The sequence below is a fragment of the Streptomyces marispadix genome (assembly GCF_022524345.1).
Taxonomy (GTDB): Bacteria; Actinomycetota; Actinomycetes; order Streptomycetales; family Streptomycetaceae; genus Streptomyces; species Streptomyces marispadix.
This window is the reverse complement of record NZ_JAKWJU010000002.1, coordinates 5,275,988-5,300,228: the sequence shown is the minus strand read 5'-3', so window position 1 is coordinate 5,300,228 and position 24,241 is coordinate 5,275,988. Positions and strand designations below refer to the sequence as shown.

The 24,241-nt window shown below is 71.1% G+C and carries 19 protein-coding genes; 7 read left to right on the top strand and 12 right to left on the bottom strand.

Annotated features, from left to right (window positions below; translation table 11 throughout):
- Window positions 1-195 precede the first annotated feature (195 nt).
- Both MMA15_RS22165 and MMA15_RS22160 read right to left on the bottom strand, forming a co-directional pair.
- A complete protein-coding gene (locus MMA15_RS22165; RefSeq protein WP_241061858.1) occupies window positions 196-1,671 on the bottom strand; it encodes a sensor histidine kinase in 1,476 nt (491 codons plus the stop codon).
- A gap of 182 nt (window positions 1,672-1,853) precedes the next feature.
- Window positions 1,854-2,576, bottom strand: a complete 723-nt coding sequence (locus tag MMA15_RS22160) for a response regulator transcription factor (RefSeq protein WP_241061857.1) — start codon at window positions 2,574-2,576, stop codon at window positions 1,854-1,856.
- A gap of 352 nt (window positions 2,577-2,928) precedes the next feature.
- Between MMA15_RS22160 and MMA15_RS22155 the strand changes: the two genes are divergently transcribed.
- From MMA15_RS22155 to MMA15_RS22135, 5 genes are all read left to right on the top strand, one after another.
- Window positions 2,929-3,705, top strand: coding sequence for an amino acid ABC transporter ATP-binding protein (locus tag MMA15_RS22155; RefSeq protein ID WP_241061856.1), 777 nt, complete (start codon window positions 2,929-2,931; stop codon window positions 3,703-3,705).
- A 415-nt stretch (window positions 3,706-4,120) separates the two neighbouring features.
- Window positions 4,121-5,041, top strand: coding sequence for a glutamate ABC transporter substrate-binding protein (locus MMA15_RS22150; RefSeq protein WP_241061855.1), 921 nt, complete (start codon window positions 4,121-4,123; stop codon window positions 5,039-5,041).
- A gap of 182 nt (window positions 5,042-5,223) precedes the next feature.
- Window positions 5,224-5,871, top strand: a complete 648-nt coding sequence (locus tag MMA15_RS22145) for an amino acid ABC transporter permease (protein ID WP_241061854.1) — start codon at window positions 5,224-5,226, stop codon at window positions 5,869-5,871.
- Complete coding sequence (locus MMA15_RS22140; RefSeq protein WP_241061853.1) at window positions 5,868-6,740, top strand: amino acid ABC transporter permease; 873 nt, start codon at window positions 5,868-5,870, stop codon at window positions 6,738-6,740. Before MMA15_RS22145 ends, MMA15_RS22140 begins: the two co-directional genes overlap by 4 nt.
- Window positions 6,741-7,043: 303 nt before the next feature.
- On the top strand, window positions 7,044-8,945 hold the full coding sequence (locus MMA15_RS22135; protein ID WP_241061852.1) for an FAD-dependent monooxygenase: 1,902 nt from the start codon (window positions 7,044-7,046) through the stop codon (window positions 8,943-8,945).
- Window positions 8,946-9,309: 364 nt separating this feature from the next.
- On the opposite strand, the gene recX is transcribed toward MMA15_RS22135, so the two are convergent.
- From recX to MMA15_RS22110, 5 genes are all read right to left on the bottom strand, one after another.
- Complete coding sequence (gene recX / locus MMA15_RS22130; protein WP_241061851.1) at window positions 9,310-10,110, bottom strand: recombination regulator RecX; 801 nt, start codon at window positions 10,108-10,110, stop codon at window positions 9,310-9,312.
- 3 nt (window positions 10,111-10,113) lie between these two features.
- On the bottom strand, window positions 10,114-11,247 hold the full coding sequence (gene recA, locus MMA15_RS22125) for a recombinase RecA (protein WP_241061850.1): 1,134 nt from the start codon (window positions 11,245-11,247) through the stop codon (window positions 10,114-10,116).
- Between the two features lie 340 nt (window positions 11,248-11,587).
- Window positions 11,588-11,782 carry a DUF3046 domain-containing protein gene (locus MMA15_RS22120; protein WP_241061849.1) on the bottom strand — a complete coding sequence of 65 codons (195 nt, stop codon included), beginning with the start codon at window positions 11,780-11,782 and terminating at the stop codon, window positions 11,588-11,590.
- A gap of 70 nt (window positions 11,783-11,852) precedes the next feature.
- Complete coding sequence (locus MMA15_RS22115) at window positions 11,853-12,167, bottom strand: AzlD domain-containing protein (protein ID WP_241061848.1); 315 nt, start codon at window positions 12,165-12,167, stop codon at window positions 11,853-11,855.
- A complete protein-coding gene (locus tag MMA15_RS22110; protein ID WP_241063361.1) occupies window positions 12,164-13,015 on the bottom strand; it encodes an AzlC family ABC transporter permease in 852 nt (283 codons plus the stop codon). The genes MMA15_RS22115 and MMA15_RS22110 overlap by 4 nt, the downstream gene beginning before the upstream one ends.
- A gap of 223 nt (window positions 13,016-13,238) precedes the next feature.
- Here MMA15_RS22110 and MMA15_RS22105 point away from each other — a divergent pair, with 223 nt between their 5' ends.
- Window positions 13,239-18,014, top strand: coding sequence for an ATP-dependent helicase (locus MMA15_RS22105; protein WP_241061847.1), 4,776 nt, complete (start codon window positions 13,239-13,241; stop codon window positions 18,012-18,014).
- Window positions 18,015-18,179: 165 nt separating this feature from the next.
- Complete coding sequence (locus MMA15_RS22100) at window positions 18,180-18,995, top strand: Fpg/Nei family DNA glycosylase (RefSeq protein WP_241061846.1); 816 nt, start codon at window positions 18,180-18,182, stop codon at window positions 18,993-18,995.
- A 723-nt stretch (window positions 18,996-19,718) separates the two neighbouring features.
- Here the strand turns inward: MMA15_RS22100 and MMA15_RS22095 are convergent.
- From MMA15_RS22095 to MMA15_RS22075, 5 genes are all read right to left on the bottom strand, one after another.
- On the bottom strand, window positions 19,719-20,102 hold the full coding sequence (locus tag MMA15_RS22095; RefSeq protein WP_169135730.1) for a helix-turn-helix domain-containing protein: 384 nt from the start codon (window positions 20,100-20,102) through the stop codon (window positions 19,719-19,721).
- Between the two features lie 130 nt (window positions 20,103-20,232).
- Entirely contained in the window at window positions 20,233-20,796 is a 564-nt protein-coding gene (locus tag MMA15_RS22090; protein WP_241061845.1) for a CinA family protein, read from the bottom strand.
- The gene (gene pgsA / locus MMA15_RS22085; protein ID WP_241061844.1) at window positions 20,793-21,545 is read right to left on the bottom strand and encodes a CDP-diacylglycerol--glycerol-3-phosphate 3-phosphatidyltransferase; all 753 of its coding nucleotides are present in this window, start codon (window positions 21,543-21,545) and stop codon (window positions 20,793-20,795) included. Before pgsA ends, MMA15_RS22090 begins: the two co-directional genes overlap by 4 nt.
- A complete protein-coding gene (rimO, locus tag MMA15_RS22080; protein WP_241061843.1) occupies window positions 21,542-23,149 on the bottom strand; it encodes a 30S ribosomal protein S12 methylthiotransferase RimO in 1,608 nt (535 codons plus the stop codon). Before rimO ends, pgsA begins: the two co-directional genes overlap by 4 nt.
- 235 nt (window positions 23,150-23,384) lie before the next feature.
- Window positions 23,385-24,206 (bottom strand): helix-turn-helix domain-containing protein, encoded by an 822-nt coding sequence (locus MMA15_RS22075; RefSeq protein WP_241061842.1) that lies wholly within the window; start codon window positions 24,204-24,206, stop codon window positions 23,385-23,387.
- Window positions 24,207-24,241: the final 35 nt, after the last annotated feature.

Genomic DNA, 24,241 nt, shown 5'->3' with positions numbered 1-24,241 from the left:
TTTGCCTCTGGCCGGGGAGCATTCCCCGTGCTCGCCGGGAGCGCGACGCGGCGGGCGCACCTGGCCGGGGGCCGCGAACAACTGTCCCCGCGGGGCATCGAGTTGTCGCAGCGCCGTCCACGTTCGCGAGCGGACGCCACCAGGGGCAGCGGGGCCCAGAAAGCGGGCCGGGCCCCGGCCCCGCCAGGGCCGGGATCACGCGTCCGCTTCGGCGGACTCCCTCGGCCGCTTCTTCAGGGAGACGACCGGCCTCTGGCGGCCCTCGCCGCCCGTGCCCTCGTCCGCCGTGGGCGCATTGCGCGGCACCGTGATCACGACGCGCAGGCCCTTCGGTTCGTTGTGCGCGTACTCGAGCTTCGCGCCGCACGACGCCAGCAGCGCCCTGGTGATCGACAGGCCGAGGCCCGAGCCCGAGATGTTCTGGTGGCGGCTGCTGCGCCAGAAGCGGTCGCCGATGCGTTCCATCTCCTCTTCGGTGAGCCCGGGGCCGTGGTCGGCGATCTCCAGGATGACGCTGTCGCCTTTCCTGCTGACGCCGACGGTGACGCTTTCTCCCTCGGGCGTGAACTTGATCGCGTTGTCGACCACCGCGTCCATCGCGCTGGAGAGGGTGACGGGGTCGGCCCATCCCGTAATGGCCTGTCTGCCTTCCGACTCCAGCACCACGCCCTTGATCTCCGCCACCGGACGCCACGCCTCCACGCGCTCGGCGGCCACCTCCGCCACGTCCGTGAGCCGCAGATCCGCCGACGCGTGCTCGGCCAGGGCAAGATCGAGCAGATCGTCCAGGACCCGCGCCAGCCGTTTCCCCTCGGCCTGTACGGACTTGAACTCCTCGTCGGCCTCGGGCAGTTCGAGCCCGAGCAGCTCTATGCGCAGCAGCAGCGCGGAGAGCGGATTGCGCAACTGGTGGGAGGCGTCGGCGACGAAGGCACGCTGCTGCTCCAGCACGTTCTCGACGTTGTCCGCCATCTCGTTGAACGAGCGGGCGAGGTGGCGCAGTTCGGGCGGGCCGCCGGACGCGGCGACGCGGGACTTGAACTGGCCGACCGCGATCTCGTGCGCCGCCCGGTCCAGAGTCCGTACGGGACGCAGCACCCAGCCCGTCAGTCGCAGCGCCAGCCCCACGGCGAGCAGCATCGCGGCGGCCTCGCCCGCGATGATCGGGAGCCAGCCCTGGAGGATGCGCGAACGCAGTTGACCTGTCGGCGAGTCGGTGAGGACGACCGCTGCCACGTCGCCGTCCCGGATGACGGGCGAGGCGACGGCGATGTGCCCCTCCTGCCAGGGCCATACCTGCTCGGGGTCGTGGCTGCGCCGCCCGGCGAGGGCCTCCGCGAACGCGTCGGCGCCCTCGCCCGACTCGGGCACGCTCCAGCCGCCGGGCGAGACACCGAGCGCGCGGCCGTCGCGGAGGAAGACGCCCGCGTCGATGCCGTAGAGGCTGTGATAGCGGTGCAGTTCGTCCTGGAGTATGGACAGCCGCTCGCCCTCGTCCGGCGACGAGGCCACGAACTGGGCGAGCGCGGCGAAGCGTGCGGTGTCGTCGATGCGGTCGACGACGACGCGCTGCTGTTCGGCGGCGGCCTGGCTCATGGCGAGCGGGAAGCCGAGAGCGAGCAGCACACCGGCGAGCAGAACGATCAGCAGTGGCAGCAGACGTGCGTGCATGGTCTCTTCCGGCTCCCGGTCTCACGGCCGCGCGGCCTGTTCCGCCTGTCCTGGCCTGCTTGTCACGGCCCGTCCTGTTTGTCCTGCCTGTCCTGGCCGGTGGCCCCCTTCGACCCGTGGCCCTGTGGCCCTCTTCCCCCACGTACCGAGGTACGTACGCGACTTCGGCGTACCGCTCAGCGCTAGGCCGGCTGCGACGGCTCGACAAGCCGGTAGCCGACACCGCGCACGGTCTCGATCAGCGCGGGCAGTTGCAGCTTGGAGCGCAGCGACGCCACATGCACCTCCAGGGTGCGCCCCGTCCCCTCCCAACTGGTCCGCCAGACCTCGCTGATGATCTGCTCCCGCCGGAAGACGACACCCGGGCGCTGAGCGAGCAGCGCCAGCACGTCGAACTCCTTGCGTGTCAGGGCCACCGAGGTGCCGTCCACACACACCTGCCGCGTGGGCAGTTCGATGGTCACGGCACCGACCCGGAGAGTACTGTCCGCGGGCGTGCCCTCGTCGCGCGAGGACTCGCCGCTCTCCTCGGGCACGGCGGCACGGCGGCTGACGGCATGGATACGGGCCAGCAGCTCACCGGTGTCGTAGGGCTTGACGACGTAGTCGTCGGCGCCGAGGTTCAGCCCGTGGATGCGGGAGCGTACGCCGCCACGCGCAGTCACCATGATCACGGGCGTGGAACTGATCTTCCTTATCCGGCCGCACACTTCGAAGCCGTCCTGGTCCGGCAGGCCCAGGTCGAGCAGTACGACACCGAAGGGCGCCACGTCCTCGGAGGGCAGCAGCTCACGGAGGGCCTCCTCGCCGCTGCGGGCGTGCACCACGTCGAAGCCGTGCCGTGCGAGCACGGCCGAGAGCGCCGTGGCGACGTGAATGTCGTCCTCGACGAGCAGCAACCTCACTCGGGCCTCCCTCCCTCCGCGATGCCGCACCCGGGCGCGCGACCTTACGCGTGCGACCCGCCCCTGCGACCCGCGACTCTGAGTCCGCGGCCGCGCACGGCGTGCGCCACGTCCACGGCATGCGCCGCGGCACTGCATCCCCCGTATCGTCGCAGGTGAGTCGAGGTGCTCCCTGTGGCACGGGATTTCCGTCTGTCAGCCGGTACGACAGACTACGGATTCCACGGCTTCTGCGGGGCCGGGTCCGTTCCGCGACGGGATCGTTATGCTCAATTTCCCCTCAGATGTAATGACGCTGGTGGCAGTCGCTCATTAGTGTCCTCGCAACCGACGAGGACGGAGCTACACGCCGATGAGCGAAGTATCGGTGACCAAGGACGCCGCGCCGGCCGCGGACGATCTGGTCGTACTGGACAACGTGAACAAGCACTTCGGTGCGCTGCATGTGCTCCAGGACATCGACCTGACCATCGCCCGCGGAGAGGTCGTCGTCGTCATCGGGCCCTCCGGGTCGGGCAAGTCGACGCTGTGCCGCACCATCAACCGCCTCGAGACCGTCGATTCGGGCAGCATCTCCATCGACGGCAAGCCGCTGCCGCAGGAAGGCAAGCCGCTCGCCAGGCTGCGCGCGGACGTCGGGATGGTCTTCCAGGCGTTCAACCTGTTCGCCCACAAGACGGTCCTTGAGAACGTGATGCTCGGCCAGACCAAGGTCCGCCGCACCGAGAAGCAGGCGGCGGAGACCAAGGCACGGGCGCTCCTCGACCGGGTCGGTGTCGGCAACCAGGCCGACAAGTACCCCGCACAGCTCTCCGGGGGCCAGCAGCAGCGGGTGGCGATCGCCCGCGCGCTCGCGATGGACCCCAAGGTGATGCTCTTCGACGAACCGACGTCAGCGCTCGACCCCGAGATGATCAACGAGGTCCTCGAGGTGATGAAGCAGCTCGCCGACGAGGGCATGACGATGGTCGTCGTCACTCACGAGATGGGCTTCGCACGCTCGGCCGCGAATCGGGTCGTGTTCATGGCGGACGGCCGGATCGTCGAGGAGGCGACGCCGGAGCAGTTCTTCAACAACCCCCGCAGCGACCGGGCGAAGGACTTCCTCGCGAAGATTCTTCACCACTGATGTGCCGCCGTGGAACTTACTGCTACGTGCCGCCCGGGAACTTACGGGCGGCCGAAGTTCCGCGGCAGATCCGGCACTTCCGTACCGATTCGTTCAGTCCAGCCCCGTCTCCGTTCAGTCCAGCCCCGTCCGAACCAGTCAGGCCCTGTCCGAGCCGGTCTGGCCCGTCCGGTTCGCTTTACGGACCGATCGATTCCAGAGCGGTCCGGACACCGCAGCACCGAAACGCCCCGCAACGAACGCCGGCTCCGCCGCCCGGTCCCCCGGCCGTCCGGCTGCCACCCCACCGGCAGCCGGGGGCCGTACACCGCGGCAGGCCGTACGGCTACGGTCCGTACGGCTGCGGACATGGACGTGTACGACCGCCCGCACGACCGCCGACACCAGCAGAACACGAGCAAGGGATGTGCCCATCATGAAGTTCCGCAAGACCGCCGCCTCGGCGGCCGTGGTCCTCACCCTCGCCCTGTCCGCCACCGCCTGCGGAGGCAAGAAGGGCCCGGCCGGTGACAAGCCGGGCGGCGACACGGACACCAAGGCGCTGCCGACGTACGAGGTCGCCAAGGACGTCAAGGTCGACTCGCCCGTGCTCAAGAAGGCACAGAAGCGCGGCAAGTTGATCATCGGCGCCAAGTCCGACCAGCCCTACCTCGGCTTCCAGGACCCCTCGTCCAAGAAGTACGAGGGCTTCGACATCGAGGTCGCCAAGATGGTCGCCGCCGACCTCGGCTTCGCCACGAAGGACATCCAGTTCAAGACGATCGACTCCTCCGTGCGCGAGACCGCGATCTCCAAGGGGCAGGTCGACCTGATGGTCGGCACGTACACCATCAACGACGAGCGCAAGAAGCAGGTCTCCTTCGCGGGCCCGTACTACATGGCCGGCCAGGACCTGCTCGTGCGCAAGGACGAGAAGTCGATCAAGGGCCCCGACAGCATCAAGGGCAAGAAGGTCTGCTCCGTCACCGGCTCCACGCCGCTACAGAACCTCAAGGACAACAAGTCCAAGTTCGGCGCTGAGCCCGTGGAGTTCGGCAAGTACACCGACTGCGTCAAGCAGCTTCTCGACGGCCAGGTCGACGCGATGACGACCGACGACGCCATCCTCAAGGGCTACGCCGCCGAGCGTCCGACCAAGCTCAAGGTCGTAGGCAAGACCTTCAGCGAGGAGCCGTACGGCATCGGTCTGAAGAAGGGCGACAAGGAGCTTCAGAACGCCGTGCTCGATGCCGTCGAGGCACACCAGAAGGACGGCAGCTACAAAAAGGCCTACGACGCGACCCTCGGCCGCTCCGGTTCGAAGTTCGAGGAGCCGCCGGCCCTGGAGCGCGACTGACGGCCCTCCTGTCCTCCGTCGGCCTGCGGCTCACGGCTGACGGCTGATGCGTCGCCTCCGGCGTGCACCGACGGGGGGCATGCCGGGGGCACGGCCCCTGCGCCACCCGCGTCCCGTACGCCCGTCCCACAGCGGGCGGGCGTACGGGACGCGGCATTCCCTGACCGCCCTGCGGAGACCCTATGAATGTTCTGCTCGACCACTTGGACCTGTTCCGCGACGGATTCCTCGGAACGGTCTCACTGACCGCGGCCAGTGCCGCGCTCTCTCTCGTGCTCGGCGTGCTGATAGCCGGCTTCCGGGTCTCGCCGGTGCCGCCGCTGCGCGCGTTCGGCACCGTGTGGGTCACGGTGCTTCGCAACACCCCGCTGACGCTGCTGTTCCTCGTGGCCTTCTTCGTACTGCCGCAGATCGTCTTCCCCGGCATCAGCTCCTACATCCTGGGCGTGCTGGCGCTCGGCCTGTACACCTCGTCGTTCGTGTGCGAGGCGGTGCGCTCCGGCATCAGCACCGTGCCGCTCGGGCAGGCCGAGGCCGCCCGCAGCCTCGGCATGACCTTCGTGCAGACGCTCCGCATGGTGGTGCTGCCGCAGGCGACGCGTACGGTGCTTCCGCCGCTGAGCAGCATCATGATCGCCCTCACGAAGAACTCCGCCATCGCGGGTGCCTTCAACAACCCCGAACTCTTCAGCGTCCAGAAGGTGCTGAGCGACAAGGGCTACAACGTCATGGTCATCTTCGTATGGGTGGCCCTCGCCTACCTCGTGCTCGTCTTCCTCATCAGCGGCCTGTTCCGGCTGCTGGAGCGCAGGCTGGAGGTCGCCCGATGAGCTCTTCCGTACTCTTCGACGCACCGGGCCCCAAGGCCCGTGCACGCAACCGCACTTACGCCGTCGTCGGCTCCGCCGCGGTGCTCGCGATCGTCGCCTTCGTGATCTACCGGCTGGCGATCAAGGGCCAGCTCGACGGCGCGATGTGGGACATCTTCAACTACGCGGGCGTCCGCAACTCCATCGCCAAGGGCATCGTCAGCACCCTTGAGGCCTTCGCGATGGCGGGTGTGCTGTCGCTGGTGCTCGCCGTGCTGCTCGCGGTGGCGCGGCTCTCCGACCACAAGCCCGTGAGCTGGGTCGCGACCGGCGTCATCGAACTCTTCCGCGCCGTACCGCTGCTGATCACCATCTACGTGCTGTGGGTGGGCTTCTTCACCAGCGATCCGCTGTGGGCGGTCGTGCTCGGCCTCACGCTCTACAACGGCGCGGTGCAGGCCGAGGTGCTGCGCGCCGGGATCGTCGCCGTGCCCAGGGGGCAGAGCGAGGCCGCGTACGCGCTGGGCATGAACAAGACCCAGGTGATGACGACGGTCCTCATCCCGCAGGCCGTACGGTCCATGCTGCCGACGATCGTCAGCCAGCTCGTCGTCACGCTCAAGGACACCTCGCTGGGCTTCGTCATCACCTACGAGGAACTGCTGTACGCCGGGCGGCAGATGGCCAGCACCATCCTCGTCGACGGTGAGAACCCGTATGTGCCCGTGGTCCTGGTCTTCGGTGCCATCTACGTCGCCATGTGCCTCGCCCTGTCCGCGCTCGCGAACTGGATCGAGAAGCGGGGGCGGCGTGCCAAGACCGGCATCCCGGTGGCCGAGACCCAGACGGCGGCGCCCGACATGGGCGGCGGCGCGGGGCCCGCGGCCTGACACGGCACGCCGGCGCCACCGGCCGATTCCGGTTCCCGCCGGAGGAACCCCTCGGGAACCGAAACGGCAGGCGCCGGCGGCCGGCCGGTTGGAACAGCCACGGCGCGCGGCGGCCAGGACTTGTCACGATCTGTCCGGGCCGCCGCTTCCGTCGTTCCGGCTCAGCTTGACGGGTGACCTGGCACTGGGTTGCATACGTTTCGTGATCGCGCACTGTGCTCCACCCACTCCCGCTTCCACCCCCTCAACCGCCTGTGCGGGCCGGGCGTTCCGCGGTGCCGGGCACTGCTCGGGGAACCGCGCGTGAGCGAGTCCGAAGTCATCGTCGTCGGCGCCGGGCCGACCGGGCTCGCGCTGTCCCTCGCGCTCGCGAAGTCCGGAGTGCCCTCGCTCGTACTGGACAACGGCAACGGCAAGGTGACCGTGCGCGCCGCCCGAAGCTGTGTGCTGCGCCCCGACACGGCCTCGTGGCTGGGGGCGCTGACCGCTCCGCACGCCTCCGTTCCGGGCGCGCGCTGGACCCGCTGGAGCACACGGCGGCGCCGGCAGCTCGTCCAGGATGTCGAGTTGAGCGAGGAGACCTCGCCGCTCCATGTGGAACAGCACGAGTTGGAGCAGGGCCTGCGCGCCGCGCTCGCGAAGGAGCGGCTCGCCCAGATCGTCACGCGCAGCCATGTGGACATCATCGAGCAGGACGCTACGGGCGTCACCGCACATACCCGTCCGCGCGGCACTCTCGTACCCGTCGAGAACGACGACGGCTATCGAGGCGGCCATGGGGCCGGCCACGGCGGAGCGGCCCGAATGGGCGCCCGTGGTGAGGCGTCGGGGGCGCGACGGGGCGGCACCTGGTGGCGGGGCAGCTATCTCGTCGGCTGCGACGGCGCACGATCGACCGTACGGAAGCTCCTCGGTGTGCGTTTCGCGGGCCGCACATCCGTGGAGCGGCACGCTGTGGCGGCGCTGCGCACGGATCTGCCCTGGGAGCAACAGGCCCTGCTGCATCGTGAGTTGGGCGGCGGCGCCGGGCTGACCGGCGCGGCGGCGTCCGTACCGCAGACGGAGGTGACGGCGCGTCCGCTGCCGGAGGGCGTGTGGCGGCTGGACTGGCTTCTGCCGCCGCGCGGCGAACTCGTCACACCCGAGGCGCTGCTGGAGCGCATCCGCATAACCCTCGGGCAGTGGTACGCGGACGGAGGGGACCGGAACGGCGGGACGGGCGGCGCCGGGGGCGCGGTCGTACGTGCGGGCTCCGGTACGGGAGCGGGCACCGGTACGGGTGCGGGCGCGGGCCCCGGCAGCGACGGCGCGACCTACGAACTCCTCGACACCGGCGTCTACACCGCCCACCAGCGGCTCGCCCGCCGCTTCCGCGTACAGCGGACGTTCCTCGCGGGCGACGCGGCCCACCTCCTCGGGGCTCTCGGCGTGCAGTCCGTCGACGAAGGACTGCGTGACGCCGCCAACCTCGCCTGGAAACTCGCCATCGCCTGGCACGAGGCGAACGGCGTGCGCGGCCCGCGCGTCGACCGCGACGCGACCGAAGTGCTGCTGGACAGCTACGAGTCGGAGCGGCGCGGCGCCGTCGGCGCCCGGCTGCGCGCCGTGGACCAGGCCCTGCCGCTGGTGCGACGGGAAGGCGGAGGACTGCGTTCGATACTGCCGGGCGGCGGCTCCCGCACGAGGCTGGAGCTGCTGACGGACGGCCACTTGGGGCGCGGGCTGCTCGGCGCACCCGCCGCCTACCGAAACTCGCCGCTCACACCCCCCAGGAACGCGGTCGACACGGTACGGGTGGAGACCTCCCCCGGTGCACCGGTCGACGACGTGCCGGTGATCGCGCTGAACGGCGAGCGCGGCCGTCTGCGTGAGCAACTGTGCGGCTCCGGTTGCGAATTGACGGTCATGCTCGTCGCCCCGGGCACCGCCGTCTGGGACAGCCGCCACTGGCTGTCGGCAGGCATGATGCCCGAACTGGCCGCGGCCGTGGAGGCGTTGCCGCTCAAGGCGAATCTGCTGGTGACGGAGGAGTATCCGGGCGCGGCGGCCCACACCCTGCTCGTGATACGGCCCGACGGTCATCTGGTGGCGGCCGTGCCGGGGCCGCGCACCGCTCAGCTCAGGTCCCTCGCGGACGCGGTCCGCGGCGGCGCCATCCCGGACCACCGCCCGGTCACCTCCCGCTCGCGCGACATACGCCGGTGACGGCGGCGGACGCCTTACGGGATTTGGACAAGGGCGAGGGGCTGGGCCAGGGCGGCGCGCATGGCCGCAGCCAGGGCGAGGCGCGAGGGCCAAGCCGGGCCTGGGCTGGGGCGGGAACATGGGCCCCGATGCTGGACCGGGCGAGAGCCTTGACCGGCCTGGGCCGCTGAGCCCGAAGCCACGTCGGGCCCAAGTCCCGTCGGTTCAGGGCGAGTCGGGCTCAAGACGCGCCCGTGCGGCCACCGGCGTCCCACGAACGAGTGGTCCTTCTCACCGTACCCAAACGACAGTAGGCCCCGGGCGGCGCTCGACGCTCTCGGGTCGACGTCGTGCCGGGACGGACGCGCCTCGGGCCGAAGTCGCGTCAGTCCTCGGGCAGATACCGGTCCAGCACCTCGGGATCGTCCCCCTCTTCCTCCAGCGCCTGCCGCACCACCCTTAGCGCCAGCCCCTCGCCGTACCCCCTGCGGGCAAGCATCCCGGCGAGGCGGCGAATCCGCTTCTCACGGTCCAGCCCCCGCGTGGAGCGCAGCTTGCCCTCCACCAGCGCACGTGCCGTCTCCGCCTCACGCTCGGCGTCGAGCTGACCCACCGCCTCCTCGATGACCTGGGAGTCGACGCCCTTGGTACGCAGTTCACGGGCCAGCGCCCGCCGGGCAAGCCCGCGGCCGTGATGCCGGGACTCCACCCAGGCGTCCGCGAAGGCCACATCGTCGATCAGCCCGACCTCCTCGAAACGGGAGAGCACCTCCTCCGCGGCCTCGTCGGGGATCTCCCGTTTACGCAAGGCGTCCGCGAGCTGACGTCGCGTCCGTGGCGTACCGGTGAGCAACCTCAGGCAGACCGCCCGCGCCCGCTCCACCGGGTCCTGGCTCGGGTCGCCGTCGGGGCCACCGCCCGAGTCGCCACCCGAGTCGCCACCCGAGTCACTGCCCGAGCCCTTGCCCGGCTCCCGAGCACCATCGTCGCCCAAGTCCCCGTCGACGCCAGGGAGTTCGCCTTCGCCTCCCTCATCGAGGGACGTCTCACCCTCATCTGTGCTCGGCCGCCCGCCGGACATACCCCGGCGGGACGCCCGTGTCTTACGCGGTGACCCCACCTCGGCCCTCGACGAAGTGGGGCCACCGCTGTCTTCCTGGACCGGCCATGGCGTGCGCCGTGTCACGGATCAGCTCTTCGCGGCAGCGGACTTCGGCGCCTTCGCCTTCGAGGCCGGAGCGGCCTTGGCCGCGTCTGCGGCAGCTTCACCGGCCGGTGCGGCCGCGCCTGCGGCATCGGCACCGGGCTCGCTGCCGGGCTCCTCCGGCGCCACTCCGATGCCCAGCTTCTCCTTGATCTTCTTCTCGATCTCGTTGGCCAGATCGGGGTTGTCGCGAAGGAAGTTGCGGGCGTTCTCCTTGCCCTGCCCGAGCTGGTCGCCCTCGTACGTGTACCAGGCGCCGGACTTGCGGATGAAGCCGTTCTCCACGCCCATGTCGATCAGGCCGCCCTCGCGGCTGATGCCCTGCCCGTAGAGGATGTCGAACTCGGCCTGCTTGAACGGCGGTGCGACCTTGTTCTTGACGACCTTGACCCGGGTGCGGTTGCCCACCGGGTCGGTGCCGTCCTTGAGCGTCTCGATCCGGCGGATGTCGAGCCGTACGGAGGCGTAGAACTTCAGCGCCCGCCCGCCCGTCGTGGTCTCGGGCGACCCGAACATCACGCCGACCTTCTCGCGTAGCTGGTTGATGAAGATCGCCGTGGTCTTGGAGTGGTTGAGCGCGCCGGTGATCTTTCGCAGGGCCTGGCTCATCAGCCGGGCCTGGAGCCCCACATGCGAGTCGCCCATCTCGCCCTCGATCTCCGCACGCGGGACGAGCGCGGCGACGGAGTCGATGACGATCAGGTCGAGCGCGCCGGAACGGATGAGCATGTCCGTGATCTCCAGCGCCTGTTCGCCGTTGTCCGGCTGGGAGAGGATCAACGCGTCCGTGTCGACGCCGAGTTTCTTCGCGTACTCGGGGTCGAGGGCGTGCTCGGCGTCGACGAACGCGACCGTCCCGCCGCCCTTCTGTGCGTTGGCCACCGCATGCAGCGTCAGGGTCGTCTTGCCGGAGGACTCCGGCCCGTACACCTCCACCACGCGCCCGCGCGGCAGTCCTCCGACGCCGAGCGCCACGTCGAGGGCGGTGGATCCCGTGGGGATGACCTCGACCGGCTCGTTCGGCCGCTCCCCCATGCGCATCACGGCGCCCTTGCCGAACTGCCGTTCAATCTGCGCGAGGGCGGTCTCGAGCGCCTTCTCGCGGTCGGTTTCTGCCATGGGTGCCACCCGGTTTGCTTGAGTCGATCGCTTCACGTCCACGACGCTAGCGTCTGCCACTGACAATCGGCCCGGCTCCCTGCTCCCCGGCCGGGCGGCCGGAGCGGGAGCACCCGCCAGGACCCCTATAAGAATCGATGTTCGATTTTAGCGTCAAGCCACCCCGGGATTCTGTGGATAACTCCTGAAATCCCTGCTCAAAAGGGCGAGTTGAGCAGGGCGGGCATGGGCGGACGAAACGGTCCGGGCGGCGGGCCACAGCGCTCGTCACGGCGACGACGTCTCGCCGTACGCCCCGTCGGCCTGCGGCCCCGCAGAACCGTCGCCCGGACCCCGGGCGCTACCGCTTCTCCGCGGGCACGTCCATGACGGCGCACACGGTGCGCCAGACGACCTTCGCGTCCCAGCCCGCCTCCAGGGCCTCGTTCACGGTACGGCCGCCGAGTTCCGACATCACATGGTCGCGGGCGAAGGAGTCCGCGTAGGTCTCGCCGAAGTGCTCCGCCATCCGCTGCCAGAAGTCCGTCAACCGCATACGCCCAGTATCCAGCCCCGTCCGGGCGGGCCGTACGCCCGCCGCCCCCTTGCTTCCCCGCCCGGCGTCCTCATGGCGCCCAGCCCAGTGCCCGTACCGCGGCGGTGACCAGCACCGCGGCCGCGATCACCAGGAGAAAGGGAGCCCGCAGCAGCAGTGCCAGCGCCGCGGCGCCGAGTCCCGCGGCCTTCGCGTCCAGCACGAGTGCGCCGCCGTCGCTGAAGGTCTGCTGTGCGGTCAGCGCGGCGAGCAGCGCGACCGGAAGCAGCGTCACCAGCCGCTTGACGAAGGGGTGTTCCAGCACGCCCTGCGGCACCGACAGCCCCAGTAGCTTCGCGGCGTAGCAGCCCAGTGCCGTCACGCCGACCGCGATCCACACGCTCACCGCCGCTCCTCCCCCGGTCCCGTGCCGGTCTCCGGCTCCGGCTCCTCGGCCCCGGGATCGTCGACGGGCCCGGGATCGTCGACGGGCCCGGGATCGTCGACGGGCCCGGCCTCGGCACTGTCATCGGCCGGTCCACGTCCCCGCCTACGCGCCCTCAGACCGTGCAGCAGCAGTACGGCAGGCGCCGCCGTCGCCGCGAGCAGGACCGGCACTCCGCCCGGCAGCACGGGCAGCAGCCCGAGCCCCAGCACGACGGCCAGTGCCGCCGTGGCGCGGGCCACGCCGGTACGCAGCATCGGCGCCAGCAGCGCGAGGAAGACGGCGGGCCCGGCCGCGTCCAGCCCCCACGTCGCGGTGTCGCCGATCGCGCCCGCGCCCAGGGCACCGAGCAGCGTGGTCACGTTCCACAGCACGAAGAGGGTCAAGCCGGTGACGGTGAACCCGATACGGGCGCCCCGCCGCGTCGTCTGCGCGAGCGTGACCGCCGCCGTCTCGTCGATGACCATATGGGCGGCGAACGGGCGCAGTCCGCGCGGCAGCCGCAGCAGCGCGGCCAGCCGCAGCCCGTAGAAGGCATTCCGCACGCCCAGGAAGAACGCCCCCGCCGCGGCCGTGAGCGGGCCCGCGCCGGCGGCGAGCGCCCCTACGAGGGCGAACTGCGAGGCCCCGGTGAAGATCAGCAGGCTGAGCGCGCACGCCTGCGCGACGCTGACGCCCGCCTCCGCCGCCGTCACGCCGAAGGCGAAGCCGGAGAGGCCGACGGCCACACCCACGCCCAGGGCGTCACGTATGACGGCGCGGTCGTCACCCTGCGTGCCCCGGGGCGACTCCTCGGGCGCGGTGGGCAGCGGACGGCCGGATGGGTTCTCCTGTTCGAGCACGGACCCACGCTAAGCGGAGCGGCAGCCGCCGGTCTCGTGTGTTTTCTGTGCTCAGGCTGCACACGAAGCGTGAGCCTCCGGCCGCCGCGCCCTGCCCGGCCCGCCGCCACCGCATGCGCGGGCACGGGCGTACGCCCGCCCGTACGGCCGTGACTCGGCGTTGTCAGTGGCCGGGTGCACGATGGACGGCATGGGTCAGACCTCTCCGGGCTCCTCGCCGGGCCCTTCGCCGGACGCCTCCGCGGCCTCGGCTCTCGACGTCTTCTCCCCCGCGACCCGGGCCTGGTTCACGGGGGCCTTCAGCGCGCCCACCTCCGCGCAGGCGGGGGCCTGGCGCGCGCTCGCCGAGGAGTCCGACGCGCTGGTCGTGGCGCCGACCGGCTCGGGCAAGACCCTCGCCGCGTTCCTCGCCTCGCTCGACAGGCTTGCCTCCGCTCCCCCTCCCGCCGATCCGCTCAAGCGGTGCCGGGTGCTGTACGTATCGCCCCTGAAGGCGCTCGCGGTCGACGTGGAGCGCAATCTGCGCAGCCCCCTGACCGGCATCCGTCAGGAGTCGCTGCGCCTCGGCCTGCCCGAGCCGGACATCAGGGTCGGCATCCGCTCCGGTGACACCCCCGCGGCCGAGCGGCGCTCGCTGGCGCGCCGCCCTCCGGACATCATGATCACCACGCCGGAGTCGCTGTTCCTGATGCTCACCTCCGCGGCCCGTGACGCCCTCTCCGGCGTGGAGACGGTGATCCTGGACGAGGTGCACGCGGTGGCCGGCACCAAGCGCGGTGCCCATCTGGCCCTGTCCCTGGAGCGGTTGGACGAGCTGCTGAAGCGTCCCGCGCGCCGCATCGGCCTCTCGGCGACGGTGCGCCCGGTGGACGAGGTGGCGCGTTTCCTCTCGCCACAGCGCAAGGCCACGGTCGTACAGCCGCCGTCGGGCAAGGAGTTCGACCTGTCGGTGGTGGTGCCCGTCGAGGACATGGGCGAGTTGGGCGGTTCGCCCGCGCAGGACGCCGGGGCGGGTCCCGGCAGCGGCGCGGGTCCCGGCAGCGGCGCGAAGCCCTCGATCTGGCCGTCCGTCGAGGAGCGCATCGCGGATCTCGTGCAGGCGCACCGCTCCACGATCGTCTTCGCCAACTCCCGCCGCCTGGCCGAGCGTCTGTGCAACAGGCTCAACGAGATCGCTTACGAACGGGCCACCGGCGAGCCCATGCCAGAGCACCATTCGCCGGCGGAGGTGATGGCCGAGGCGGGCGCGGCCAAGGGCGCACCGCCGCTGCTGGCCCGCGCGCACCACGGATCGGTCTCCAAGGACCAGCGTGCGCAGGTGGAGGAGGAGCTGAAGTCGGGGCGGCTGCCCGCCGTCGTCGCCACCTCCAGCCTGGAGCTGGGCATCGACATGGGCGCTGTGGATCTGGTCGTACAGGTCGAGTCGCCGCCGTCGGTCGCGTCGGGTCTTCAGCGGGTGGGCCGTGCCGGGCATCAGGTGGGCGCGGTCTCGGCGGGTGTGGTCTTCCCCAAGTACCGCGGGGATCTTGTGCAGTCGGCCGTCGTCACGGAGCGGATGCGCGAGGGCGCCATCGAGGCCCTGCGCATCCCCTCCAATCCGCTGGACGTTCTGGCGCAGCAGCTCGTGGCGATGGTCTCGGTGGACACCTGGGACGTGGAGGAGCTGCTGCTTCTGGTGCGCCGCGCGGCGCCGTTCGCCTCGCTGCCCGAGTCGGCGTACCACGCGGTGCTGGACATGCTCGCGGGCCGCTATCCGTCCGACGCGTTCGCGGAGTTGCGTCCGCGCCTGGTGTGGGACCGGGTCGCGCAGACCCTGAGCGGCAGGCCGGGCGCCCAGCGTCTCGCCGTCACATCGGGCGGCACGATCCCGGACCGTGGTCTCTTCGGCGTCTTCCTCGCGGGCGCCGACCCCAAGAAGGGCGGCGGCCGGGTCGGCGAGCTGGACGAGGAGATGGTCTACGAGTCCCGTGTGGGCGACGTCTTCACGCTGGGCACCACTTCGTGGCGCATCGAGGACATCACGCGGGACCGTGTGCTGGTCACGCCCGCTCCGGGAGTGCCGGGACGGCTGCCGTTCTGGAAGGGCGATCAGCTTGGCCGCCCGCTGGAGTTGGGGCGTGCGCTGGGTGCGTTCCTGCGTGAGGTCGGCTCGCTCGGACGGGAGGAGGCGCGGCAGCGGCTCGACGCGGCTGGGCTGGACGAGCTCGCGGCGGGCAACCTGCTCGCGTATCTCGACGAGCAGCGCAGCGCCTGCGGCCATGTCCCGGACGACCGCACGATCGTGGTCGAGCGCTTCCGTGACGAGCTGGGCGACTGGCGGGTCGTGGTGCACTCGCCGTTCGGCGCGCAGGTGCACGCCCCCTGGGCCCTGGCCCTGGGCGCCCGCCTCACCGAGCGGTACGGCATGGACGCCCAGGTGATGCACGCCGACGACGGCCTCGTTCTGCGCCTTCCCGACGCGGACATGATGGGCCTCGATCTGCTGGAGGAGGCCGCCGCCGGGCCCTCCGGCAGAAGTGCCGCCTTCGACGACGGGCAGGCGCCCGTCGGCGTCGCCGACGTCCTGTTCGACGCGGGAGACGTGGAGCAGATCGTCACGGACCAGGTCGGCGGCTCTGCGCTCTTCGCGGCCCGCTTCCGCGAGTGCGCGGCGCGTGCGCTGCTGCTGCCGCGCCGCGACCCCGGCAAGCGCACCCCGCTGTGGCAGCAGCGGCAGCGCGCCGCTCAACTGCTCCAGGTCGCCTCGGAGTTCGGCTCCTTCCCCATCGTGCTGGAGGCGGTACGGGAGTGCCTTCAGGACGTCTTCGACGTGCCGGGCCTCGCGGAGCTGATGGGCGATGTGGAGGCCCGCAGGGTGCGCGTCGTCGAGGTCACCACCAACGACCCGTCGCCCTTCGCCCGTTCACTGCTCTTCGGCTATGTCGCGCAGTATCTCTACGAGGGCGACTCGCCGCTGGCGGAGCGCCGCGCCGCGGCCCTCTCGCTGGACTCGCGGCTGCTGGCGGAGCTGCTGGGCCAGGCCGAGCTGCGTGAGCTGCTCGACGCGGAGGTGCTGACCGAGCTGGAGCGTGAGCTCCAGTGGCTGACCGAGGACCGACGGGTGAAGGACGCCGAGGGCGTCGCCGACGTACTGCGGCTCCTGGGGCCGCTGACGGCTGACGCCCTGCGGGAGCGCGGCGCCGACCCCGGATGGGCCGTGGAGCTGGAGTCGGCGCGGCGGGCGATCCGCGTACGCATCGCCGGGGCCGAGCACTTCGCCGCGATCGAGGACGCGGGGAGACTGCGGGACGCCCTGGGCGCAGCCCTGCCGGTGGGCGTTCCGGAGGCGTTCATGGAGCCGGTGCCCGATCCCCTCGGCGACCTCCTCGCCCGTTACGCCCGTACGCACGGCCCGTTCGTATCCGCCGACGCCGCCGCGCACTTCGGGCTGGGCACCGCGGTCGCGGAAGGCGCGCTGCAACGGCTGGCGGCGTCCGGCCGCCTCGTACAGGGCGAGTTCCACCCGGCGGGAGTGGGCCAGGAGTGGTGTGACGCGGCGGTGCTGCGCCGGTTGCGGCGCCGCTCGCTGGCGGCGCTGCGGCAGGAGCTGGAGCCGGTGCCCGCTGCGGCGCTCGCGGCTTTCCTGCCCCAGTGGCAGCACGTGTCACCGTCGGGCGCGGGCAGCGTCCGCGGAATCGACGGACTGATGCGCACAGTCGAGCAGTTGCAGGGCGCGCCGGTGCCCGCGTCCGCGCTGGAGAAGCTGGTCCTGCCGGGACGCGTACGGGACTACGGGCCTGGCATGCTCGACGAACTCACCACATCGGGTGAGGTGTTGTGGGCGGGCGCGGGCTCGCTGCCGGGCAAGGACGGCTGGCTCTCGCTGTATCCGGCCGACTCGGCTCCGCTGCTGCTGCCGCCTCCCCTGCCGCTGGAGCTGACGCCGCTCCACCAGGCGGTCCTCGATGCGCTGGCTCCCGGCTACGGGCTGTTCTTCCGTCAGATCGCCGATCAGGTGCGCGCCGCCGGGGAGCCGGAGGCCACCGATCCCCAACTGGCGGACGCGCTATGGGATCTGGCGTGGTCCGGCCGCGTCTCCAATGACACGCTCGCGCCGCTCCGCGCCCTCCTCGGCTCGGGCCGTACGGCGGGCTCGACGGCGCACCGCGCCAAACGCGCCGTCCCACGCGGCCGTTACGGCTCCCTGACGGCGTCCGCCACCCGCAGCGGCACGAACCGCCCCACCGCCTCGCGCAACGGTCCGCCGACCGTCGCGGGCCGCTGGTCCCTGCTCCCGGCCGCCGAGACGGACGCGACGCACCGGGCACACGCCCTCGCTCGTACGCTGCTCGACAGGCACGGCGTCGTCACTCGGGGCGCCGTGTCCGCCGAGGGCGTGGAGGGCGGCTTCTCAGCGGCGTACAAGGTGCTCTCGGCGTTCGAGGACAGCGGGCAGGCGCGACGCGGGTATGTCGTGGAGGGCCTGGGCGCGGCCCAGTTCGCGATGGACGGCGCCATCGACAGGCTGCGCGCGGTGCATACGGCCCGCGAGCGCGAGCAGCACTTCCGGGCGGTGGTCCTGGCCGCCGCCGACCCGGCCAACGCCTATGGTGCGGCCCTGCCCTGGCCCGATCCTCCCGAGGGGGCCACACACAAGCCGGGCCGTAAGGCGGGCGCCGTGGTGGTCCTGGTCGACGGCGAGTTGACGGTCTATATGGAGCGCGGCGGCAAGACCTTGCTCGTCTGGCCGGGCACATCCGGGGTCGAAGTCCCGCTTACGGACAGCGACTTCGCCGAGGCGGGCGGGCGTCCCGCACCGGCGACCGCGGCGGAGGCACTGTCGCGAGCGGCACTGGAGGGCGCGCTGGGCACGGTCACCGTGGAGCGGGTCAACGGCTCGCCCGCGCTCTCGTCGCCGTTCGGCACCGTCCTGGAGAGCGCCGGCTTCCATGCGACTCCCCGTGGTCTGCGGCTGCGGGCACGATGACCGTGGCCACGGCGGCGATGCACGCGACGGGAGCGGACACAGGGCGTAAGAAGGCAAAGAAGGCAAGGGCGTCGGAGCGCCCCGCACCCACACCGACGCCAACCTCCCCCGTCTCGCGGCCACTTGACGCATCGGCGGCGCCGCAGGGATTGCGAAGGTGAGGCCATGCCCGAGGGAGACACGGTCTGGTACACGGCCCGCCGCCTGCACGACGCGCTGGCAGGGCAGCCGTTGACACGCACCGACTTCCGCGTCCCGAAGCTCGCCACGACGGATCTCTCCGGACGTTCGACGCTCGAAGCGGCCTCCCGCGGCAAGCACATCCTCATCCGCGTCGAGGGCGGTCTCACCGTCCACTCCCATCTGGGAATGGAAGGCTCCTGGCGAGTGACCACCCCCGAACGCCCCTCAAGGGGAGGTGGCGGCCCGTCACATCAGATTCGCGCGGTGCTCGCCACATCCACCGGCACCGCGACGGGCTACCGCCTCCCGCTCCTCGAACTGCTGCGCACCGACGAGGAGTCGGCGGCCCTGGGACATCTGGGCCCCGATCTGCTGGGCCCGGACTGGGACGCGAATGAGGCGCTGGGCCGCCTGCTCGGCGACCCGGCCCGCCCCCTCGTGGAAGCCCTGCTCGACCAGCGCAATCTCGCGGGCATCGGCAACGTCTACGCCGCCGAACTCTGCTTCCTCGCGGGCACTTCCCCCTGGACGCCCCTCGGTGAACTGCCGCCGCCACGGCTGGAGAAGCTGGTCGCCGCCGCTCACAATCTCCTCGACGCCAACAAGGACCGCTTCGACCGGCGCACCACCCACGCCCCGGCCCGCGCGGACCGCGACCGCGCGCTGTGGGTGTACGGACGAACCGGCAGGCCGTGCCACCGCTGCGGCACTCCCGTACGCACGGGCGAGCATGGACCGCCCGAGCGCCTGCGTACCGCCTTCTACTGCCCACGCTGCCAGCCCGGCCCCCACCTCTGATCGACGTAGCACCGCGGACGACAGGCGCCCACCGGGCCCAACTGCCCCCGTCGTCCTGTCGCGCGAACGCCCGAACTCCCCCATTCCAGCGTTCACTTCGGCCGAACGGCCCCCTCAGCCGTACGGCCGGTTCGGCTCCCCCAAGAGTCCTCAGGCAGCCGTACGACGGCCCCCGCGGTCACGTCTGCGGTCGTATGTCCGCGCCGGTCGCCGTATCCTCCGCGCCCCTTCGGGACCTCGCGCTTCCCCCAACTTCACATGCACAGGCATCAGCCCCAGCCCCCAACCGAGCACCGAAGCCATCGAAACCACGGACTCCACCGCCGGAGCCCCATGAGTTGCCAGCCGCCATACGAGCCATCCGGCGACGACCGCGGCCACGACCGCCAGGACCCGGCGAACCGGCAGTCCCCGTATGCACCCCGCCATCTCCGCACCTCCCGCGCACGCCGACCCGGGCCGTACTCGCCTTCGTGCTCATCGTCGCGCACTCTGCGCGACCCCGCGACAGCAGTACGAAGCAGCAGCAGTCACAAGGCGCAGCAGCCCAGATGTCACACGGCAACGGCCGTGCCCACCGCCTGCATACGGGCGGATTCGCGTACAAAGCAGCTCGTATGCGGCCAGCAGGAACACAGCGATGGGGGCCGAACAGCGAGAGGCCCCGCCGGACGAACCGGCAGGACCTCTCGGTGAACTCTTGTGCTCTCCGCCGAGCGAGCGTCAGGCCGCGACCACGTCGACGGCCTCCGCGGGCGCCTTGATCGTGACCCGCTCCTCCGGAACTCCTGTGACAGATGTCACGGAGACAGGGTTGAGAACGGTGCGCCGCATAGGCGCCGGCACGGTCTCGCTCGCAGCGGACTCGGCAAGCTCCGCAAGCGCCAGCTCATCGCTGACTTCCCGCATGAGCTCCGACATCCGGACGTCCAACGCGTCGCAGATCGAGGACAGCAGTTCCGAGGAAGCTTCCTTCTGGCCGCGCTCGACTTCGGAGAGATACCCGAGTGAAACCCGGGCAGACGAAGAGACTTCGCGCAGGGTACGTCCCTGGCGCTGGCGCTGCCGACGCAGCACGTCACCCAGCAGGCGACGGAGCAGAATCATCGGTGCTCCTCCCTCTCAACGCGCGGCGTCTTCCACAGCTTGATACCCACCACCCCATCGGGCGTGAATCCTTCAGGCTCCACCGTACCGCCTCGGGCTGCGGCCGTGCGGGGAGCGATGTCGTGTTCACTCAGGGCTGCAAACAACCATTCCCCCCGTCTTGTTCCTTACCCTTCCTCCGTTCATTCCCGGCCAGTTCGCCGTGGAGGAGCCCCAGTACGGCCTTCACGCTCAGCTTGCGGATCTCCGCTCGGTCGCCCTGCAACTCCAGCCCGCGGCACACCGTTCCCCGCGGACCCGAGACGGCCACGAAGACCGTGCCAACGGGCCGGCCGTCCTGCGGCTCGGGTCCGGCCACCCCCGTCGTCGACAGCCCCCAGGAGGCGCTCAGCGCCTCCTGTACGCCCTCGGCCATGGCGCACGCCACATCCGCGTCCACCGCGCCCCGCTCCTCCAGCAGCGCCCCGTCAACGCCCAGCAGTTCCCGCTTCAGATCCGTGGCGTACGCCGTGACCGAGCCGCGGAACGCCCGTGACGAGCCCGGTGCCGCCGTGATCTCGGCGGCGACCATGCCGCCGGTCAGCGACTCGGCGACGGCCAGCGTCTCTCCGCGCTCCGTCAGCAGCTCCAGCACTCGCGCCGCCACGTCGAAGTAACTCTCCTCACGTTCGGCGGAGGCCCGGACGTCGCTCACGGCTGCTCCGAGCCACCCGGCCCGGAGGGCTCCGCCGCGTCAGCCGCGTCCGCGGAGTCGGCCGGTCGTGCCGCCCGCGCTTCGCGCTCACGGGCCCGTCCGGCCCTGCGCAGCACGATCGCCTGCCGTACGTAGTCCAGGCCGGTCACCACCGTCAGCGCGACGGCGACCGCCATCACCCACCAGCGCAGCGTCGCCAGCGGACCTGTCAGCACCAGCACGTACATCCCCACGGCGACGCCCTGAGCCAGCGTCTTCAGCTTGCCGCCCCTGCTGGCGGGGATCACACCGTGCCGGATCACCCAGAAACGCAGCGCCGTGATCCCGAGCTCACGGAAGAGGATCACCCCGGTCACCCACCAGGGCAGATCGTCCAGCACGGAGAGGCAGGCCAGCGCCGCACCCATGATCGCCTTGTCCGCGATGGGGTCGGCGATCTTGCCGAAGTCGGTGACGAGGTCGTAGCGGCGTGCCAGCTCCCCGTCGAAGAGGTCGGTGATCATGGCGACGGTGAAGGCGGCCCAGGCGAACGAACGCCAGGCAGGATCGTGGCCGCCGTGCCACAGCATCAGCCATACGAAGCCGGGGACGAGCAGCAGCCGCACCATCGTGAGGATGTTGGCGACGTTCCACAGGCTCACGCGCCGCACCGCCCCCGCGGCGGCGCCTGGACGCGGCTCGTACTGGGGCTTGTGCTGGGGTTTGGCCATCGCACCACCACTCGCCGCGGAGGCCGGCATTCCCGTCATCCGCCGGCCTCCTTGTTGCCCGGGCCGTCCTCGTCGCCCCCTTCGGGGCCGCTGTGCAGCGGCTCGGCGACCAGGTCCACGCCTTCTGTGGCGACCACTTTCGCCTCGACCATACGTCCGATCGCCGTGCCCCGTAGCGGCGCGGGACCGCCCCTCAGCAGCACCTGGCCGTCGGTCTCCGGTGCCTGGTGCGCCGCGCGGCCGACCAGCACGGCGTCATCGCCGTCGCCGACCGCGCCGCCTTCGGTGGTGTCAGCGCCCAAGTCGGCGTCGTCCGCGACGCCCTCGACGAGCACCCGTACCGTCTCTCCCAGCCGCTCCTCGGCACGTTGCGCCGTCAGCTCCTCGGCAAGCCGGGAGACCCGCTCCAAGCGCTCCGCGACGACCTCCGGGTCGTTCTTCTCCTCGTAGCCGGCGGCCTCCGTGCCGTCCTCGTCCGAGTATCCGAAGACTCCGACGGCGTCCAGGCGCGCCTGTGACAGGAAGCGCTCCAGCTCGGCCACGTCGGACTCGCTCTCCCCCGGAAAGCCCACGATGAAGTTCGAACGGACGCCTGCCTGCGGCGACTTGGATCTGATCGTCTCCAGCAGCCCGAGGAAGCGCTCGGTGTCGCCGAAGCGCCGCATCGCGCGCAGCACACCCGGCGCCGAGTGCTGGAAGGACAGGTCGAAGTACGGCGCGACCTTCTCGGTGCCCGTCAGCACGTCGATCAGGTCGGGCCGCATCTCGGCGGGCTGGAGATAGCTGACTCTGATCCGCTCGATGCCGTCGACGGCGGCCAGTTCCGGCAGCAGCGTCTCCAGGAGCCGGATGTCGCCGAGGTCCTTGCCGTAGGAGGTGTTGTTCTCGGAGACGAGCATGACCTCCCGCACGCCCTGCCCGGCCAGCCAGCGCGTCTCGGCCAGTACGTCCGAGGGCCGCCGCGAGATGAACGAGCCGCGGAAGGACGGAATCGCGCAGAACGAGCACCGCCGGTCGCAGCCGGAGGCCAGCTTCACGGAGGCGACGGGGCTGTCCCCGAGGCGCCGCCGCAGCGGCGTGCGGGGCCCGGACGCGGGAGCGAGACCTTCCGGCAGATCCTCGAACTCGCCCGCCGCGGGACCGGTTTGACCGCCGTGTCCCGGCAGCGCGACGTCCGGCCCGGCGCCCTGCCGTTCGGCGGGGCTGATGGGCAGCAGCTTGCGGCGGTCACGTGGGGTGTGCGGGGCGTGCACGCCACCGCCGAGGATGGTGCGCAGCCGGTCGGAGATGTCGGCGTAGTCGTCGAAGCCCAGTACGCCGTCGGCCTCGGGCAGGGCTTCGGCGAGTTCCTTGCCGTAGCGCTCGGCCATGCAGCCGACGGCCACCACGGCCTTCGTACGCGAGCCGCCGTCCTCCGGACTCCCGCCGGATTTCAGGTCGTTGGCCTCCAGCAGCGCGTCCACCGAGTCCTTCTTGGCGGCCTCGACGAATCCGCAGGTGTTGACCACCGCGACGTCGGCCTCCGCGGCCTCCTCGACGAGGTCCCAGCCGTCCGCCGCCAGGCGGCCTGCGAGTTCCTCGGAGTCAACTTCGTTACGGGCGCATCCAAGCGTGACGAGGGCGACGGTGCGGCGTTCGGGCATGGACTCAGCGTACTTCGTCGCGTCCCGCCCACCAGCCGCAGGTGATGCTGCGGCTGGTGGGCGGGACGCGCTGTGGCCGAGGCCGCCTCGCGCCGGGCGGCGGTGCCCAGGTCAGGGCGTCCGTCCGGCTGCCGGGTCGACACATCGTCCTGTCACTTCGCATTCGGTCCCCTATGTCGACTTGTCGCCGAGTGAGGGGCTCCGGGCGAGAACGGACCGTGCCGTCGCGCCGTGCCTAGCCTGCTTCCGGGTCGCCGCGGGTGTAGCTGACGCGCTGCACCTGGCCGTCCTCGCCGACGTCCTCGACCTCTTTGCCGTTGACGTAGAGCTTCACGCCGCCGGCGTTGCCCAGTACGAGGCTGATGCGCTTGTCGTCGGTGAAGACCTTGCTCTTGCTCTTCTTCAGCACGCCTTCGTGGACCAGCCGTCCGTTGTGGTCCCGTGCGGAGATCCAGACGTCCTGCTCCGCCGTCATCTGGACGGTGACCTTGTCGGCCGGGGCCGCCGCGATGGCGCTTTCGGACGGCTCCGCACTCTCGGACGGCTTCTCGTCCTCGGGCGCCGTCGTCCTGGGCGGCTTGGAGGGGGTGTCGGTCTCGGTCGGCTGCGCGGAGGGCGTCTCCTTCGCCTTGGACGGCTCCTGTTCGCCGCCTCCTCCGACGAGGGTGAAGCCCACGAAGCCGACCACCGCGACGATCGCGGCGACCATCGCGGCCGTCCAGTTGGGCCTGCGCCGCTCAGGACGGATCCGTTCGGCTTCGAAGAGGGCGGCGGGCGGTGTCGGCTGCGGCCGTCCCCCGTGTTCCTCGTCGTACTGCGCTACGAGTTCCTTGGGGTCCAGGCCGACTTCTCGGGCGAGGGTGCGGACGTGCCCGCGGGCGTAGACGTCACCGCCGCAACGGGAGAAGTCGTCCGCCTCGATCGCCTGCACGATGGGGACGCGCACTCTCGTAGAGGTACTGACTTCGTCGACTGTCAGCCGTGCTTCGATACGGGCTTGTCGGAGGGCTTGACCGACCGTCGGACGGTCCTCTTCCGCTTCGTTGCCGATGGACACGGGGGCGCCTTTCGAGCGTGTAGCCACCTGCTGGA

Coding starts and splice junctions, on each gene's coding strand:
- MMA15_RS22165 (WP_241061858.1), bottom strand. CDS start 1,671: ATGCACGCACGTCTGCTGCCACTGCTGATCGTTCTGCTCGCCGGTGTG.
- MMA15_RS22155 (WP_241061856.1), top strand. CDS start 2,929: ATGAGCGAAGTATCGGTGACCAAGGACGCCGCGCCGGCCGCGGACGAT.
- MMA15_RS22150 (WP_241061855.1), top strand. CDS start 4,121: ATGAAGTTCCGCAAGACCGCCGCCTCGGCGGCCGTGGTCCTCACCCTC.
- MMA15_RS22145 (WP_241061854.1), top strand. CDS start 5,224: ATGAATGTTCTGCTCGACCACTTGGACCTGTTCCGCGACGGATTCCTC.
- MMA15_RS22140 (WP_241061853.1), top strand. CDS start 5,868: ATGAGCTCTTCCGTACTCTTCGACGCACCGGGCCCCAAGGCCCGTGCA.
- recA (WP_241061850.1), bottom strand. CDS start 11,247: ATGGCAGAAACCGACCGCGAGAAGGCGCTCGAGACCGCCCTCGCGCAG.
- MMA15_RS22120 (WP_241061849.1), bottom strand. CDS start 11,782: ATGCGGTTGACGGACTTCTGGCAGCGGATGGCGGAGCACTTCGGCGAG.
- MMA15_RS22105 (WP_241061847.1), top strand. CDS start 13,239: ATGGGTCAGACCTCTCCGGGCTCCTCGCCGGGCCCTTCGCCGGACGCC.
- MMA15_RS22100 (WP_241061846.1), top strand. CDS start 18,180: ATGCCCGAGGGAGACACGGTCTGGTACACGGCCCGCCGCCTGCACGAC.
- MMA15_RS22095 (WP_169135730.1), bottom strand. CDS start 20,102: ATGATTCTGCTCCGTCGCCTGCTGGGTGACGTGCTGCGTCGGCAGCGC.
- pgsA (WP_241061844.1), bottom strand. CDS start 21,545: ATGACGGGAATGCCGGCCTCCGCGGCGAGTGGTGGTGCGATGGCCAAA.
- rimO (WP_241061843.1), bottom strand. CDS start 23,149: ATGCCCGAACGCCGCACCGTCGCCCTCGTCACGCTTGGATGCGCCCGT.